Source organism: Patulibacter americanus DSM 16676 (assembly GCF_000420025.1).
Lineage (GTDB): Bacteria > Actinomycetota > Thermoleophilia > Solirubrobacterales > Solirubrobacteraceae > Patulibacter > Patulibacter americanus.
This window is the reverse complement of sequence record NZ_ATUD01000004.1, coordinates 126897-142774: the sequence shown is the minus strand read 5'-3', so window position 1 is coordinate 142774 and position 15878 is coordinate 126897. Positions and strand designations below refer to the sequence as shown.

The window sequence follows — 15878 nt, the reverse complement described above, 5'->3', positions numbered from 1 at the left end:
CACGGTTGCATGGCGCGTCCCGTCGATCGACCGACACGCCGTCTGCCCCGTGAGGGGCCGCCGCAAGCGTCGTCAGCCGCGGCGCAGGAGCAGGTCGATCTCGCCGAGCACGCGCGGGCGGGCCGGGCCGGCGGCCTCGTGGGCGCGCAGGGCGGTCAGCGCGGTGCGGTCCAGCGAGGGCAGCAGCGCGAGCAGGTCGTCGGCGTCGAGCGCCGCCACGCCGTCGGGGGCCTGCCGCGACGGCTCGGGCTCCGGGGCGACGGCCGACGGGCTGTAGCGCAGGAACGCCTCGACCTCCGGCTCGTACGGGGCCGGTACGCCGGGGTGCAGCACCCGCCGGCTGCCGCGGGCCCCGGCGGTGGCGAGCGCCTCGCGGGAGGTGGACCGGTAGGCGAAGCCCGTGGCCTTCAGCCGCCGGTTGTCGATTCCGCGGCCCCGGCGCAGCTGCCCCGCCAGGTCGTGCACGGCGCCGACGCCGGCACGGGCGAGGACGGAGGCCAGCACGCCGGTCCCCCACGGGGGCAGCACCGGGGCGTGCGCCCGACCGAGGGTGCTCAACGCCTCGGAGAGCGCGAGCGTGCCGTCGGCGGCCACGAGGTACGGGCCCTGCAGCGCGCGGGCGACGACGTGGGCGACCGCCCGGGCGGCGTCCTCCTCGTGGACGACCTGCACCGGCGGGTCGAAGCCGAGGACCGTGGGGAGCAGCGGCAGGCGGTCCGCGGCCCCGAGCAGGCCGGCGCCCGCGGCGCCGACCGCGTCGGCGAGTCGCACCGTCGTGACCGCCAGGTCGGGGCGTCGGGCGGCGGCGGCCGCCGCGGCGCGCTCGATCTCGGCCAGCGCCTGCGCGAGCGACCCCCGCGGCCGGCCGGGGACGTCCGTCGTCTCGGTGACGAACGCCGGCAGCCCGCGGTCCCAGCCGAAGCGGTGGACGGAGCCGACGGTGACGAGCCGTCGGACGGGCGAGCCGTCCTGGAGCACGGCGGCGCCGACGCGCTCCGTGACGGGGCCGTGGGCGACGAGGGCGCGCTCGTCCAGCGGCGTGAGCGCCGCGGCCGCGCGCAGGTCGACGAGCACCTCGGCCCCCGCCCCCTGCACGACGCGGGGCAGCTGGGCGAGCCCCTCGCCCAGGCGTACGAACTCGGCCCGCGCGAAGGGGCCGGCGGGCGGGCGGGCGTCGACGGCGACGACGGTGTCGACGTCGGGACGGCGCTCCAGCTCGGCCACGACGAGCGCCCCGAGGCGCGACGCCGCGGCGGTCACGACGACCCGTGGGCCGCTCACCCGACCCACCTCGAGCCGCGCTCACGGGCCATGTCGGCCGTCTCGTGCCGCAGGCGGCGGGCGACGGACAGCGCGAGGCGGAGCGCCTCGGCGTCGACGTCCTCCCCCGCGTCGGGCTGCAGCGGTGCGAGCGCCCGCAGCCGCAGCTTCGCCGGCAGGTAGGCCAGCAGGGCGAGGGGGCCGAGGTGCGGGAACCCGAGCGTGACGGGCAGCCGCCGGCCGCCCGGCAGCGGGACCCGTGCGAGCACCGGCTGGGCATCGTCGGCCCCGACGGCCGCGACGGGGATCACGGGAACGCCGGCCCGCACGGCCGCCAGCAGCGCCGGGTGCCGGCCGAGGTGCCGTTCGGCGGGACCGTCGGCGAGGCGGTCGCTGCGCACCGCGAGGACGACGAGCTGCTCCTCATCGCCCAGCAGCCGCTCGAGGTCGTCGGGGTGGTCGGCGACCGCCCCGGCCCGCGCGAGCACGACGGAGAGCCCGGGCTGGTCGAGCAGCCCGCGGTCGACGCACAGCCGCGGGTCGCGGCGCTTGGGGTGCTCCTCCCGGACCGCCTTGGCGAGCATCGGACCGACGGGCGAGAGCACGCCTCCCCCGTTGACGACGAGGAGCGCGCCGCCGCGGTCGGGGATCCGCCGCGGCTCCTGCAGCGCCACGCGGAACCACAGCTTGTGCGCCGCCTCCCAGACCGTCCGGTCGAGCACTTCGCTCAGGCGGGCGGAGCGTCCCCAGTCGTCCAGGTCGCGGTCCGGCTCGACGACCGGGAGGATGTCCCGCGCGTCCGTCATCGCTCAGCCCGTGGTGACGGCGCCCTCGCTGGCGGGGCCGACGAGCTTTGCGTACTTCGCCAGCACGCCGGTGGCGTCCGGGCTGAGGACGGGCTCGTAGGCGGCGCAGCGCTCGGCGATCTGCTCGTCCGTCAGGTCGACGGACAGCTCGCGGTTGTCGACGTCGATCGTGATCTGGTCGCCCTCGCGGACGGCGGCGATCGGCCCGCGGTGGAACGCCTCGGGTGAGACGTGCCCGACGGAGAAGCCGTGCGTGGCCCCGGAGAACCGGCCGTCGGTGATCAGCGCCACCTCGCCGGAGATCCCCATGCCGGAGAGCGCGGAGGACACGGCGAGCATCTCGCGCATCCCCGGGCCGCCGGTCGGGCCCTCGTTGCGGATGACGATGACGTCGCCGGGCCGGATGCCGCCGGCGGTCACGACCTCCATGGCCGCGGCCTCCTGCTCGAACACGCGCGCGGGCCCGACGTGGCGGCGGCGCTCGTGGCCCGAGAGCTTGACGACGCAGCCGTTCGGCGACAGGTTGCCCCGCAGGATGGCCAGGCCGCCCGAGTCGCGCAGCGGGTTGTCCAGGGGGCGGATGACCTGCTGCCCCTCGGGCTCGACGCCCTGGTCGGCGAGCTCGCCGATCGTGGGGCCGGTGACCGTCGGCAGGTCCTCGTGCAGCTGGCCGGCCTGCTTGAGGCGGCCGAGGAAGACGGGGGTGCCGCCGGCGTGCCACAGGTCGACGGCGTTGTAGCGGCCACCCGGGAGCAGGTCGCAGAGCAGCGGTGTGGAGCGCGAGATGCGGTCGAAGTCGTCGATGTCGAAGTCGACGCCCATCTCCTTCGCGACGGCCAGGAGGTGCAGGACCGCGTTGGTCGAGCCGCCGGAGCCGGAGACCGCGGCGACGGCGTTCTGCAGCGACTCCTTCGTGATGACGTCGCTCGGGCGCAGGTCGCGGCGGAGGACCTCCATTGCGAGCTCGCCGGTCCGGAACGCGACCTCGGCCTTGCTGGGGGCCTGGGCGTGGACCATGGCGGCGCCGGCGGGGCTGATGCCCATCGCCTCGAACGCCATCGCCATCGTGTTGGCCGTGAACTGGCCGCCGCACGCGCCGGCGCCGGGGCTCGCGACGTTCTCGAGCTCGTCGAGCTCCTCGTCGGTCATCTTGCCCGCGGCGTGCTGGCCGACGGCCTCGAAGACGCTCTGGATCGTGACCTCCTTGCCGTGGAGGTGGCCGGGCGGGATCGAGCCGCCGTAGAGCATGAGGCCGGGGATGTTCAGGCGCGCGAGCGCCATGACGCCGGCGGGGATCGTCTTGTCGCAGCCCGTGATGACGACGAGGCCGTCGAAGAGATGGCCGCGCGCGACGAGCTCGATGGAGTCCGTGATGACCTCGCGCGAGACGAGCGAGGTCTTCATGCCGCTCGTGCCCATCGTGATCCCGTCGGAGATCGCGATGTGGTTGAGCTCCATCGGCGTGCCGCCGGCGGCCCGGATGCCGTCCTTCACCTTCGCCGCGAGCACGCGGTGGTTGAAGTTGCACGGCATCGTCTCGATCCAGCCGTGCGCGACGCCGATGATCGGCTTGGAGAGCGCCTCGTTGTCGAAGCCGATCCCCTTCAGGTACGTGCGTGCCGCGGCGCGCTGGGGACCTTCGGTGACCTGGCGGCTGTTGCGCTTCAGGTCGACGCCGTCTGACTCGGTGCTCACGCGGCGGAACGCTACTCCCCCGGGCGGCCGGGGTGCGCGGCCGGGCCGCGGCGCCGCTCAGCGTGGCCGCCGGGCGTCCCGCCGCGGACGCCGGGTCGCTCAAGCGGCGGTGCGCCATAGACCGGGGCCTCAGCCGGCGGTGCGGCCGCGGGCCGGGGCGGTGCGGTAGACGGCGGCGACCCGCTCGGCGCGCTCGCGTTCCCACTCGCGCAGGCGCCAGAGGTCGCGGCGGACCGCGCGACGCGCCAGCTCGGTCCCGGGCGTCTGGATCCGCGCGGAGGCGATCACGCCGGTCTCGTCCTGCGTGAGCGCCATCCAGTGCGCCAGGACGTCGTCGCTCGGTGCCAGGCGTCCCGCGGAGCCCAGGCCCGCGAGCTCCACGCGACACTCGCCCAGCAGCGTCGTCGTCTGCGGCAGGTAGACGACGTAGGGCCGGTGCGGGTAGACGAGGTAGGCGTAGGCGACTCCGGGCGCGGGGCGGCGGCCGGATGGCGCGGGCGCCCGTCCCGCCCCGCCCCAGACCCGGGCGAAGCCGAGGTCGCGGTACATCGCCCACGATTCGTCGTCGAGGCAGGTGCGCAGCAGGTCCCGCGCCGTCGCCTCCTCGGCGCGGCGGCGGGCACGGCCCTCACGACCGAGCGCGAGCCAGGTGCGGATCCCCTCGGTGCGGCCGATGCGCTCGCCGCTCACGAGGACCGGACCTCCTGCGCATCGCCCACGGCGTGCGCATCGGTGACGGCCTGCGCGGCAGCGATCGAGCGCGTCGTGCCCCCGGAGCGCGCGTCGCGCACCGCGGCGTCGGCGGCGGACCCCGCGCGCTCGCGCAACGCGGGCAGGTCCAGCACGTCGACGGGGCCGGCGCCCTCGCCGACGTCCCGCAGCCCGCGACGCACGGCCTCGCCGGCGACGTGCCGGGCGACCGTGGCTGCGCGGACGAGGTCATCGCCCAGCGCGAGCCGGGCGGCGAGGGTGCTGGAGTGCGTGCAACCGGAGCCGTGGGCGGCCCCGTCGGGGTGCCGGGCGCCGCCGAGGACGGTGACGGTCCCGTCGGCCTGCAGCAGAACGTCGTCGGCGCTGCCCCGGTGCCCGCCGGTGATGAGCACGTTGTCCGGACCGAGGTCCTGGATCGCCCGCGCGATCGCCACGACGGCGTCGTCGTCGCCCACCGAGGCGGGGTCCTCGTCGCGGCCGGCGAGGACGAGCGCCTCGGGCAGGTTGGGCGTCACGACCGTGGCGAGCGGCAGGAGCTCGCGGACGAAGGCCGACTGGGCGTCGGCCTCGAGCAGGCGTGCGCCGGACTCGGCGACCATCACGGGGTCGAGGACCACCGGGGTGCCGGCCGGCAGGAGCCCGAGGGCGGTGACGACGGCGCGGATGCTGGGCTCGGAGCCGACCATGCCGATCTTCACGGCGTCGAGGCCGAGGTCCTCGATCACGGCGCGGGCCTGGGCCACGATCATCTCGGGCGCGACGGGATCGATTCGCGCGACGCCCGTCGTGTTCTGCGCGGTCAGGCCCGCGATCGCGCTCGTCCCGTGGACGCCTTGCGCGGCGAAGGCCTTGAGATCCGCCTGGATCCCGGCACCGCCTCCGGAGTCGGAGCCGGCGATGGTCAGGCAGATGGGCGTCGTGACGACCATGCAGACCGAGGCTACCGCGCGGCCGCATCCGCGGCGCACCCCGTATGTCCACCCCGCACGCAGCGGGCCTCAGACCGCGCGGGGCGACACGAGCTCGAGCTCGCCGGACAGCCCGCGGCGCAGCCGGCCGGCGGCCTCGAGATCGCCCAGCGCGGCGAGGAGCGCCGGCGCCTCGTGCTCGTTCACGAGCGACTCGATCGTCCGGGGGCCGGCAAGCAGGGCCGTGCCGATCTCGCGAGCCACGCCCTCGAGGCCGGAGAGCGGGTCCGCGCGGGGCACCGGTGGCTCGTGCTCCCCGGCCTCCCCGAGGATCGTGCGCAGGTCGTCGGGCACGATCAGCGGCCGGTTCTCGCCCCGTAGGAGGTCGTTGCTCCCGCCGTAGGCCGGGTCGGTGATGGGCCCGGGAACGACGCCGATCCGTCGCCCGAGCTCGTCGGCGTGCTTCGCCGACGTCAACGACCCCGACCCGTGCGCCGCCGCCACGACGATCAGGGCGTCACCGAGCGCCGCGATGATGCGGTTGCGGGCGGGGAAGCTCCACCGTCTCGGCGTGGCCCCGGGCGGAAGCTCGCTGACGACGACGCCCTCGACGCGGATCCGCTCGTACAACCGGCGGTTCGTGGCGGGTGTCGGCCGCTCGACGCCTGCGGCGAGCACCGCGACCGTCGTGCCCGCCGGCCGGCCGGGACCGGATGGCCCGGCGCGCCGGCCGGCCAGCGCGCCCTCGTGGGAGGCGGCGTCGACGCCGAGCGCCATCCCGCTGACGACGGTCCAGCCCGCCCGGGCGAACGCCTCCGCGAACCGACGTGCGTTCTCCGTCGTGTCCCGTGGTCCCCGGCGCGAGCCGACCATGGCCACCGTCGGCGCGTCGCCGCCGGGACCGAGGACGGCGGCGAGGCGCTCGACGCCGCCCAGGACGTGCAGCACCGCGGGCGGGTCGCCCAGCTCGCGCAGCCGCGCCGGATAGGCGGGGTCATGACGGCACACGGACTCGACGCCCAGACGTCGGTGGTCGGCCGCCGCCTCGCTCAGGAGGTCGTCGTCCGAGCGGTCCAGGACCGCGAGCCGCGGCGACCCCGGTTCGCGGAGCGCCTCCACCATCGCCTCGGGCAGCAGGGTCAGCACCTGGGGCGGGCGCGAGGCTCCCGGCCGGCGGTCCAGGTCGGGCGTGAGCGCCTTCAGCGTCTGCGCCGCACGGACGCAGGCGGCGCAGGCCCTCACGCGGCCACCGCCTCGTCCTCGCGGGAGACGTGCTGGCGCAGGAACAGCGCCTCGTCGAGGTGCTCCGCCGTCACCTCGCCGCTGAGGGCGAGGTCGGCGATCGTGCGAGACAGACGCAACACCCGGGCACGGCCACGCGCCGACAGCGTGCCGCCGTCGTACGCCCGGTCCAGGCGTCCACGGGCCGCCTCGCTCAAGTCGGCCTCGAGCCCGCGCGGCCCGCACGCCCGCCGCCGGTCCGCCCGGAACGCCCGCGCGGCGAGGACCCGCTCCCGCACCTCCGCCGTGCTCGGCGCGGGCGCCCCGGAGATCTCGTCGCCGCTGGGTCGGGGACAGGCGACGTGCAGGTCGATGCGATCCAGCAGGGGACCGCTGAGCTTGCGCCGGTAGCGGTCCAGGTCCACGGGGCTGCAGCGGCAGCGGGCCGTCCCGAGATGGCCACACGGGCAGGGATTCGCTGCGGCGACGAGCAGGGTGCGCGACGGGAACGAGCGGGTCCGTCCCTGTCGGACGAGCACCACCCGCGCATCCTCCAGGGGCTGACGGAGGGCCTCCAGCGCGTCGCGTCGGAACTCCGGCAGCTCGTCGAGGAACAAGACGCCTCGGTGGGCCAGGGTGATCTCGCCGGGCCGGGCGACGCTCCCACCGCCGACGAGTCCGGGCGCGGAGGTGCCGTGGTGCGGGGCACGGAAGGGCCGCTCGGCCACGAGGCCCGCGCCGTCGTGGAGCCCGCACACGCTGTGGATCCGCGTCACCTCGAGCGCCTCGCTCGTCCGCATCGGCGGCAGCAGACCGGGCAGGCGCCGCGCGAGCATGGTCTTCCCCGTCCCCGGCGGACCGACCAGCAGCAGGCTGTGGCCCCCGGCCGCCGCCACCTCCAGGCCGCGGCGGGCCAAGGACTGACCGCGCACGTCGGCGAGGTCCGGGCCCAGCGGCGGCCTACCGAGCGCACCCGAGCCGTCGACCGCGTCCTCGTCGCGCCGGTCGTCGCGGCCGGGACTCGCCAGCGCCTCGACCCCCTCGCGCAGGGTCTGCACACCGCGCACCGCGATCCCGGGGACGAGCGCGGCTTCCCGCGCCTGCCCGCGTGGGAGCACCACGGCCTCGAGCCCGGCCGCTCGTGCCCCCTCGGCGACCACGAGGGCCCCGCGGCCCGCCCGCACCACGCCGCCGAGCGAGAGCTCGCCCACGACGGCCACCCGGTCGAGCTGCACGCCCGGCGCCTGCCCGCTCGCCGCCAGCAGGCCCACGGCGATCGCCAGGTCGAATCCCGGCCCGCCCTTCGGCAGGCTCGCGGGCGCCAGGTTCACCGTGATCCGCCGCTGCGGCAGCTCGAACCCCTGGTTGCCCAGCGCGGCCCGGACACGCTCGCGCGACTCGCGCACCGCGAGGTCACCGAGCCCCACGATCGTGAACGACGGCAACCCGGGCCGGACGTCGACCTCCACGACCACCGGACGCGGCTCCAGGCCGTCGATCGAGAACGTCTGCACGCGGGCCAACATGGCCGCCACGGTAGGTCCGGGCTCCGTGCCCGATCCAGCGCCGAACGGTGTCGGAACCGTGCCCGCGGAGCGCCGGTTCCGCGCGTCGGGCGGCAGCGACCAGGGTGATCAGGACCGGCACACGGGCGCCGCGCTTTCGGCACGGCTGGACCCTGGTTCGCGCACGGGGCACGGGCCTAGCGTCGGCGGCGTGTCCGCGTCCTCGTCCTCCCCCACCCCCGACCACCGGCCCGCCGTCGGCCTCGCCGGCGAGCGCTTCGCCCGCGACCACCTCGAGCGGCTCGGCTACACCGTCCTGGCCGCCCGGGCCCGCACGCGATGGGGCGAGATCGACCTCATCGTCCACGACGGGCGCTTCATCGTCTTCTGCGAGGTCAAGGCCCGGATCGCGCGCGGGACCGGATCGCCCTGGGCGTCGCTGCACGAACGCAAACGCCGGCAGGTGCGCCGGCTGGCCGCCGCGTGGCTGGCCGACACGCGCGACCGGCCGACCGGCCGCGACGTGCGCTTCGACGCCATCGGGGTGCTGATCGACCCGTCCGGCGGGCTGGTGCGCCTCGACCACATCGAGGCGGCGTTCTAGCTCCCGCGCCGGCCGGCCCCTACGAGGCGGCGGGTTCGAGCAGGCCCTCGTACGCCACGGAGCGGAAGGAGCGGCGGTGCAGCTCGGAGACGCCGTGGGTGCGGATCGCGTCCTGATGGGCGGGGGTGCCGTAGCCCATGTGCTGGTCGAACCCCCAGTGCGGGAGGCGCTGGGCGGCGCGGTGCATGAACCGGTCTCGGGTGACCTTGGCGACGATGGAGGCCGCGGCGATCGCGGCACTCCGGCCGTCGCCGCCGACCACGGCTCGCTGCTCGTGGCCGTTGTCCGGCACGCGGAAGCCGTCGATGAGGCACAGCGCGCCGGGGCGGGCGACGCGGCCCGCGGCCGTCGAGAGCGCTTCGAGGTTCGTCACGTGCAGGCCGCGGCCGTCGAGGCCCTCGACGCAGCGCGAGACCGCGACGACCCGGACGGCGATCCGGAGCACGACCCCGAAGAGGCGCTCGCGCTCCTCGGCCGTGTGGCGCTTGGAGTCGTCGAGCGCGCCGAGGGCGCGGACCTCGCGCGGGCCGATCCGCTCGAGGTCGAAGAGCACCGCGCCGGCCACGAGGGGGCCGGCGAGGCAACCGCGGCCGGCCTCGTCCGCGCCCACGACCCAGCGGACGCCGAGGCCGCGATCGTGGCCGAAGAGCTTCCGGCCGCGACTCACGCCGTGAGGCGGGCGGGGCGCACTAGACGCCGCCGATCTTCTTCGGCGGCCAGTAGGTCGCGAAGGCGTTGCCGATGACCCAGTCCCGCGGGACGGGTCCCCAGAAGCGGCTGTCGTTCGACGCTCCACGGTTGTCGCCCATCATGTAGTACATGCCCGCCGGAACCGTGATGGTCTTCGGCAGGGTGCACGACGGGTTGTCCGCCTCGGGGTCGCACGCGCCCTTGATGAAGGGCTCCTTCGTCGGCTTGCCGTTGCGGATCACGCGACCGCCGCGGACCGAGATGCGGTCGCCCGGGCCGCCGACGACGCGCTTGATGTAGTTCTCGTCGGACCACTCGCCGCCGACGCTGCGGTCGCACGGGCGACCCTCGTCGAGGTTGTCAGGATCGGCGCACTCGCCGGCCGACTCCTCACCGGGGACGTCGAGGCCGGACTTGCCGCCGTCGGCCCCCCGGGGCGGATGGAAGACGACGACGTCACCGACGGACGGATCGCTACCGAGATGGTGCGAGAGCCGGTTGACCAGCACGCGTTGCCCGATGTCGAGCGTGGGCTCCATCGAACCGCTCGGGATCTGGTACGGCTTGACCAGGAAGGCCTGGATGCCCAGCGCGAGGAGCAGGGCGATCGCGACGAGCCCGACGAGCTCCACGATCGGGTTCAGCTTGCGCTGCTTCTTCTGGTGCTGGGCGGCCGAAGCCCCGGTCGAGGACCGGGGCTTGGGAACGTCGTCGCTCACGGGTGGAGCGGGGTGACTAGGAGTCCGAGGACTCCGTCGCGGGCGTCTCGGGCTCGAGGACCTCGGCGGCGGGAGCCTCGTCGGCAGCGGCAGGCGTGGGCTCGTCGACGGGCGCGGCGGCCGTCTTCTCCGGGGCCACGTAGCGCTTCTCGCGGACGCGGGCGGCCTTGCCGACGCGGCCACGCAGGTAGTAGAGCTTCGCGCGGCGCACGTCACCGCGGGCGGCGACGTCGATCTTCTCGATCTTCGGCGAGCTCAGCGGGAACGTGCGCTCCACGCCGACGCCGAAGCTCTGCTTGCGGACGGTGAACGTCTCGCGGGCGCCGTGGCCCTGCCGCTTGATGACGATGCCCTCGAAGACCTGCGTACGGCGACGCGTGCCCTCGACGACCTGGAAGTGGACGCGAACGCGGTCGCCGGGCTGGAAGTCGGGCTGCGAGCGGAGCTGTTCACGCTCGAGCTTCTCGATTACGGTGGTCATCAGCGAGGGGCCCGGACTGGTCGGAAAACACGCACCAGCGCGTGATCCGGGCAAGATTCGGAACCTTAGCGGAGCAGGGGGTTTCGCGCGGTCTGCCCGCGCCGCCGCTCAGCCGTCGCGGCCGAGGCGCGAGCCTGCGTCGCCGCGCTCGCGGCTGCGCGCCCGGCGCCAGGTCTCGATCTCCGCGTGGTGCCCCGAGAGCAACACGTCGGGGACCTTCCAGCCGCGGTACTCGGCCGGCCGGGTGTAGTGCGGGTACTCCGGGTCGCCGTCCAGCGCGACGCTGAAGCTCTCCTCGACCGCCGAGTCGGCGTGCCCGAGGGCGCCCGGGAGCTTGCGCAGGACGGCGTCGCAGACGACCATCGCGGCGAGCTCACCGCCGGCCAGCACGTAGCGGCCGATGGAGAGGGTGTCGGAGCAGAAGTTCTGGACGATGCGCTCGTCGAAGCCCTCGTAGCGGCCGCAGAGCAGCGTGATGCCCTGCTCCTCCGCGGCGAGCTCGTCGACGAAGGCGTCGTCGAGCACGCGTCCGCCGGGCGTCAGGGCGATGACGCGGCGCTCCTTCTTGAGCTCGACGGGGTCCTGCCCGTAGATGCCCTGCAGCGCACGGTCCATGACGTCGACGCGGAGCACCATGCCGGCCCCGCCGCCGAAGGGCGTGTCGTCCACCTGGCGGGCGGACATGTCGCTGTGCTCCCGCGGGTTGAAGGTGCGCACCTCGTGGCCGTCCTGCGCGGCGTTGCGCACGTGGCGCTGCTGGCGGAACCAGTCGAACCAGTCGGGGAAGAGCGTCAGGACGTCGAGCTGCACCCGGTCATCCTGCCGCAGGCGCGCCGGGCGCGCCGCCCGCGTCCTCGTCCTCGCCCATGAAGACGAGGTCGACCACCACGCGGCGGCCCGGGACGTCGAGCTCGGGCACCGCCTCGCGGTGCAGCGGTACGAGCAGGTCGGGGGCGCCGGGGCGCGCGACCTCGAGGACGTCGACGGAGGGCAGCACCCGCACTTCCCGGACCTCCCCCACCGGCTCGCCCGCGGTCGACGTGACGGGCAGGCCGACGAGGTCGTCGGGCCAGTACTCGTCCTCGTCCAGCTCGGGGAGCGTGTCGCGCGGCACCAGGATGTCCTGGCCGCGCATCCCCTCGGCGACGTCGATGCTCTCGATGCCGGCGAAGCGGACGATCGGCTTCGCGTCCGAGCCGCTGCGCCGGACGATCTCGCGTTCGACGCCGCCGACGAGGACCTTGCGGCCCTTCACGAGCAGGTCGGCCTTGGGCTTCGTCACCGTCACGGACCCGTCGAGACTGTGGGCCTTGCCGACCCGCCCGAGGGCGTACATCGGCACGCCGGGGGTGGCGTCCGTCGCCTCGCCGCCCGGTGCGGGCGCCGCGGAGGAGCCGTCCGGCGCGTGGTCGGCCCGGGGCGCGACCGGGGCGTCGTCCGGCGGGACCGGCGCGGAGGACCGGCGGTCGTCGGAGGGAACGGCGGGCACGATCAGTCGTCGACGATGTCGACCAGCACCCGCTGGTCGTGGTGCGCCGCGGCGACCTTGACGACGGTCCGCAGGGCGTAGGCGGTACGACCGCCGCGCCCGATGACCTTGCCGTAGTCGCCGTCGTCCACGCGGAGCTCGAGGACGACGCTGCCGTCGTCCTCGTCCGCGAGGGGGGTCACCTGGACGGCGTCCGGCTCATCGACGATCGCGCGCGTCAGGTCGCCGAGGAGCTCGGCGACCACGGCGGGATCGGAGGCGGACGCCGACACGGACGGGGTGCTAACGGGCGTCGATGCCCTGCGTGCGCAGGAGCTTCTTGACCTGGCCCGAGGGCTGGGCGCCCACGGAGAGCCAGTGACGAACGCGCTCTTCCTTGAGCACGATGGTGGACGGCTCGGTCTGCGCGTTGTACTGACCGATCGTCTCGATCACCCGGCCGTCACGCTGGTTGCGCGAGTCAGCAGCGACCACGCGCCACACCGGGTTCTTCTTGCTCCCCACGCGGGTGAGCCTCAGTCGAACAGCCACGAACGTCCTTCGATCAACGGTCTCGGAAAAAACAGAACAGGCGCAGGCCGACCAGAGGCCCGACGCCGAAGACGGAGATCGTATCGCGATGGCCCCGCCCCTGCGGCGACCCTGTGGGTGGACCGTGCCCTGCCGAAGTCCTACGCGGCCGGACCCGAGAAGCACGGGCCGGGGCCCGCCCCCCTGTCTACTTCTTGCGGCGACGGGCCGCGCGGCTGCCGCCGCGCACCCCGATCTGGGGTTGGCCGCCACCGCCGCCCATGCCGGCGGCGCCACCGGGCATGCCGGCGCCGCCCATCATGCCCTCCAGGCCCTTCATCCCGCCCTTGCTCATCTGCTTCATCATCTTCCGCATCTGCTGGAAGTTCTTGACGAGCTGATTGACCTGCTGGACGGAGGTGCCGGAGCCCTTCGCGATGCGCAGGCGGCGGCCGCCCTTGATGAGCTCGGGGTGGCGCCGCTCCTTCGGGGTCATCGACAGGATGATCGCCTCGACGCGGTCCATCTCGCGGTCGTCGACCTGGGCGTCCTTGAGCTGGGCCCCGACGCCCGGCAGCATGCCGAGCACCTTCGAGAGCGGCCCCATCTTGCGGATCATCTTCATCTGCTTGAGGAAGTCCTCGAGCGTGAACTCGTTGCGCCGGAGCTTGCGCTCGAGGTCCTTCGCGTCGCCCTCGTCGAACTGCTTCTCGGCCTGCTCGATCAGCGAGAGGACGTCGCCCATCCCGAGGATCCGCTGGGCCATGCGGTCCGGGTGGAACGCCTGGAAGTCCGGGAGCTTCTCGCCCGTGGACGCGAAGAGGATCGGCTTGCCCGTGACGGCCTTGACCGAGAGGGCGGCGCCGCCCCGGGCGTCGCCGTCGAGCTTGGACATCACGACGCCGTCGAAGCCGGCGGCCGCCGCGAACTGCTCCGCGACGTTGACCGCGTCCTGACCCGTCATGGCGTCGACGGTCAGCAGGACCGTGTCCGGGCGGACGGCGTCGCGGATCTGGACCAGCTCGTCCATCAGCGCCTGGTCGACGTGCAGACGACCGGCGGTGTCGACGATCAGGACGTCCTTGCCGTCCTGCTTGGCCTGGTCCAGCGCCCAGCGGGCGACCTCGACGGCGGACAGCTCGGTGCCGCGGTCGTAGACGGTGGCACCCGCCTGGGCGCCCACGAGCCGGAGCTGCTCGACGGCGGCCGGTCGCTGGACGTCGCAGGCGGCGACGGCGACGGAGGAGCCCTTCTCCTCCTTGAGCCAGCGCGCGAGCTTGGCGACGGCCGTCGTCTTGCCCGAGCCCTGCAGGCCCGACATGAGGATGACCGTGGGGGGCCGCGACGAGAACGTCAGGCCCTCGGACTCGCCGCCCATGAGGGCCACGAGCTCCTCGTGCACGATCTTGACGACCTGCTGGCCCGGGTTGAGCTGGCCGATCACGTCGGCACCCAGGCTGCGCTCCTTCACCGTGTTGGTGAAGGACTTGACGACCTTGAAGTTGACGTCCGCCTCGAGCAGTGCGAGACGGATCTCGCGCATCGCGGCGTTGATGTCGGTCTCCGTCAGCGTGCCGCGCTGGCGGACGTCGTCGAGGGTCGCCTGGAGTTTCTCTGAGAGGGCGTCGAACACGGCCCTTGGAGTCTCGCACGCGACGGGGGTCGCGGGACCGCGCGCCCCCGTCGGTGCTGCGGGCTACGCCGGGCGGGCCGGGTCCTCGGGGCGCGGGGCGTCCAGCGAGCGCGGCGCGTCGGCCGGGCGGGCCGGATCCTCGGCGCGTGCGGGCGGGCCGCCGTCGACGGCGCCCGTCGGGGCACCGCCGCCGACGCCGCCGCGCAGGCCGTCGACCACGCCGCCCAGGCCGGCGAGGGCCTGCGTGAACTCGGACGGGATGACGAAGAGCTTGTTCGCCTCGCCCTTCGCGAGCTCGGGGAGCATCTGCAGGTACTGGTAGCTCAGGAGCTCGCGGTCGGGCCGGCCGTCGTGGATGGCCTGGAAGACCGTGCCGATGGCCTTCGCCTCGCCCTCGGCGCGCAGGACGGCGGCGGTCTTGGCGCCCTCGGCCTTCAGCACCGCGGCCTCCTTCTCGCCCTGCGCCGTGAGGATCGAGCTCTGCTTGGAGCCCTCGGCCGTGAGGATGGACGCGCGACGGTCGCGCTCGGCGCGCATCTGCTTCTCCATCGCGTCGAGGATGGAGCTGGGCGGGTCGATCGCCTTGAGCTCGACGCGGCCGACGCGGATGCCCCACTTGCCGGTCGCCTCGTCCAGCACCGTGCGCAGCTGGCCGTTGATCTCGTCACGCGAGGTGAGGGCCTGCTCGAGGGTGAGCCCGCCGATGACGTTGCGCAGCGTGGTGGCCGTGAGCTGCTCGATGGCCTGCAGCGGGTTGGCGACCTCGTAGGTGGCGCCCTTCGGATCCGTGATCTGGAAGTAGAGGACCGTGTCGATCGAGACGGAGACGTTGTCCTCGGTGATCACCGCGTTGGGCGGGAAGCTCACGACCTGCTCACGCAGGTCGAGCAGGGGGAGCAGCCGGTCGATGAACGGGACGGTGATCCGCAGTCCCGGCTCGAGGGTCTTCTGGTATCGGCCGAGACGCTCGACGATGCCCGCGCGGGCCTGCGGGATGATCCGGACCGTCTTCGCGGCGAGCAGCAGCGCGAAGACGAGGAGGACGGCGAAGACGATGAGGACCACGGGGGTTCCTTCGGACGGGCGGGGGCACGGACGCCGGTGCCCGGGAGGAGCCCCGACAGGGCCAGCCTATAGGGCGGACCCTCCCCCGGCCCCGGTCAGTCGGAGACGACGACCGTCGCGCCGTTGATCTCGAGCACCGTCACGACCTCGCCCGGCTGCACGGGCTCGAGACCGGCGTGACGGGCGGTCCAGACCTCGCCGTCCAGGCGGACCTGGCCCATCAGATCGGGGCCCTCGAGCGCGCTCGTGACGACCGCGGTGCGGCCGACGAGCGCCGCGGCACCGGTGCGGGTCGACGACGGCTGGCGCAGGTGCCGCACGGCGATCGGACGGACGAGGCCGAAGACGAGCGCGGTCACGACCGCGAAGACGAGGACCTGGATCGCGAGACCACCGCCCGCTCCGGCGGCGGCCGCGGCGCCGAGACCGCCGACCGCGAAGGGGCCCAGGAACAACGAGAGGGTCAGCACCTCGCCCACCCCGAATCCGACGCCGACGAGGAGCCAGACGATCCATGCGTCCATGGCGCCACACTACCGGCCCGCGGCCCGGAGCTCGCCGGGTATCGGACGGCGCGGGCC

17 protein-coding genes and 1 pseudogene are annotated in these 15878 nt (G+C 74.5%); 1 reads left to right on the top strand and 17 read right to left on the bottom strand.

Annotated elements, in window-relative coordinates; translation table 11 throughout:
- Positions 1-72: 72 nt before the first annotated feature.
- From F593_RS0109055 to F593_RS0109025, 7 genes are all read right to left on the bottom strand, one after another.
- The gene (locus F593_RS0109055; RefSeq protein WP_157251686.1) at positions 73-1281 is read right to left on the bottom strand and encodes a Rossmann-fold NAD(P)-binding domain-containing protein; all 1209 of its coding nucleotides are present in this window, start codon (positions 1279-1281) and stop codon (positions 73-75) included.
- The gene (locus tag F593_RS0109050) at positions 1278-2066 is read right to left on the bottom strand and encodes a lysophospholipid acyltransferase family protein (protein ID WP_022928435.1); all 789 of its coding nucleotides are present in this window, start codon (positions 2064-2066) and stop codon (positions 1278-1280) included. The genes F593_RS0109055 and F593_RS0109050 overlap by 4 nt, the downstream gene beginning before the upstream one ends.
- Before the next feature lie 3 nt (positions 2067-2069).
- Positions 2070-3761 carry a dihydroxy-acid dehydratase gene (ilvD, locus tag F593_RS0109045; protein WP_022928434.1) on the bottom strand — a complete coding sequence of 564 codons (1692 nt, stop codon included), beginning with the start codon at positions 3759-3761 and terminating at the stop codon, positions 2070-2072.
- A gap of 129 nt (positions 3762-3890) precedes the next feature.
- A complete protein-coding gene (locus tag F593_RS0109040; protein ID WP_022928433.1) occupies positions 3891-4451 on the bottom strand; it encodes a hypothetical protein in 561 nt (186 codons plus the stop codon).
- Entirely contained in the window at positions 4448-5401 is a 954-nt protein-coding gene (thiD, locus tag F593_RS23765) for a bifunctional hydroxymethylpyrimidine kinase/phosphomethylpyrimidine kinase (protein WP_022928432.1), read from the bottom strand. The genes F593_RS0109040 and thiD overlap by 4 nt, the downstream gene beginning before the upstream one ends.
- Before the next feature lie 69 nt (positions 5402-5470).
- On the bottom strand, positions 5471-6622 hold the full coding sequence (locus F593_RS28040) for a DNA-processing protein DprA (protein WP_022928431.1): 1152 nt from the start codon (positions 6620-6622) through the stop codon (positions 5471-5473).
- Complete coding sequence (locus F593_RS0109025) at positions 6619-8127, bottom strand: YifB family Mg chelatase-like AAA ATPase (RefSeq protein ID WP_022928430.1); 1509 nt, start codon at positions 8125-8127, stop codon at positions 6619-6621. Before F593_RS0109025 ends, F593_RS28040 begins: the two co-directional genes overlap by 4 nt.
- A gap of 190 nt (positions 8128-8317) precedes the next feature.
- Here F593_RS0109025 and F593_RS0109020 point away from each other — a divergent pair, with 190 nt between their 5' ends.
- Entirely contained in the window at positions 8318-8710 is a 393-nt protein-coding gene (locus tag F593_RS0109020; RefSeq protein ID WP_022928429.1) for a YraN family protein, read from the top strand.
- Between the two features lie 19 nt (positions 8711-8729).
- Here F593_RS0109020 and F593_RS23755 read toward each other — a convergent pair whose 3' ends face one another.
- From F593_RS23755 to F593_RS0108970, 10 genes and pseudogenes are all read right to left on the bottom strand, one after another.
- Complete coding sequence (locus tag F593_RS23755; RefSeq protein ID WP_051160476.1) at positions 8730-9377, bottom strand: ribonuclease HII; 648 nt, start codon at positions 9375-9377, stop codon at positions 8730-8732.
- 22 nt (positions 9378-9399) lie between these two features.
- The gene (gene lepB / locus F593_RS0109010; RefSeq protein WP_022928428.1) at positions 9400-10119 is read right to left on the bottom strand and encodes a signal peptidase I; all 720 of its coding nucleotides are present in this window, start codon (positions 10117-10119) and stop codon (positions 9400-9402) included.
- Between the two features lie 142 nt (positions 10120-10261).
- Positions 10262-10600 (bottom strand): annotated as a pseudogene (gene rplS, locus F593_RS23750) (50S ribosomal protein L19); the annotation flags it as partial.
- A 108-nt stretch (positions 10601-10708) separates the two neighbouring features.
- Positions 10709-11410: a tRNA (guanosine(37)-N1)-methyltransferase TrmD gene (trmD, locus tag F593_RS23745; protein WP_022928426.1), complete on the bottom strand. Its 702-nt coding sequence runs from the start codon at positions 11408-11410 to the stop codon at positions 10709-10711.
- A gap of 4 nt (positions 11411-11414) precedes the next feature.
- Positions 11415-12089 carry a ribosome maturation factor RimM gene (rimM, locus tag F593_RS28035; protein ID WP_022928425.1) on the bottom strand — a complete coding sequence of 225 codons (675 nt, stop codon included), beginning with the start codon at positions 12087-12089 and terminating at the stop codon, positions 11415-11417.
- Positions 12090-12091: 2 nt separating this feature from the next.
- Complete coding sequence (locus F593_RS0108990) at positions 12092-12361, bottom strand: KH domain-containing protein (RefSeq protein ID WP_022928424.1); 270 nt, start codon at positions 12359-12361, stop codon at positions 12092-12094.
- A 10-nt stretch (positions 12362-12371) separates the two neighbouring features.
- On the bottom strand, positions 12372-12620 hold the full coding sequence (gene rpsP, locus F593_RS0108985) for a 30S ribosomal protein S16 (protein WP_022928423.1): 249 nt from the start codon (positions 12618-12620) through the stop codon (positions 12372-12374).
- Positions 12621-12807: 187 nt separating this feature from the next.
- The gene (gene ffh, locus F593_RS23735) at positions 12808-14232 is read right to left on the bottom strand and encodes a signal recognition particle protein (protein ID WP_084629772.1); all 1425 of its coding nucleotides are present in this window, start codon (positions 14230-14232) and stop codon (positions 12808-12810) included.
- A gap of 63 nt (positions 14233-14295) precedes the next feature.
- The gene (locus F593_RS23730; RefSeq protein ID WP_033206644.1) at positions 14296-15297 is read right to left on the bottom strand and encodes an SPFH domain-containing protein; all 1002 of its coding nucleotides are present in this window, start codon (positions 15295-15297) and stop codon (positions 14296-14298) included.
- 95 nt (positions 15298-15392) lie between these two features.
- Positions 15393-15821 (bottom strand): NfeD family protein, encoded by a 429-nt coding sequence (locus F593_RS0108970; RefSeq protein WP_022928422.1) that lies wholly within the window; start codon positions 15819-15821, stop codon positions 15393-15395.
- Positions 15822-15878 lie beyond the last annotated feature (57 nt).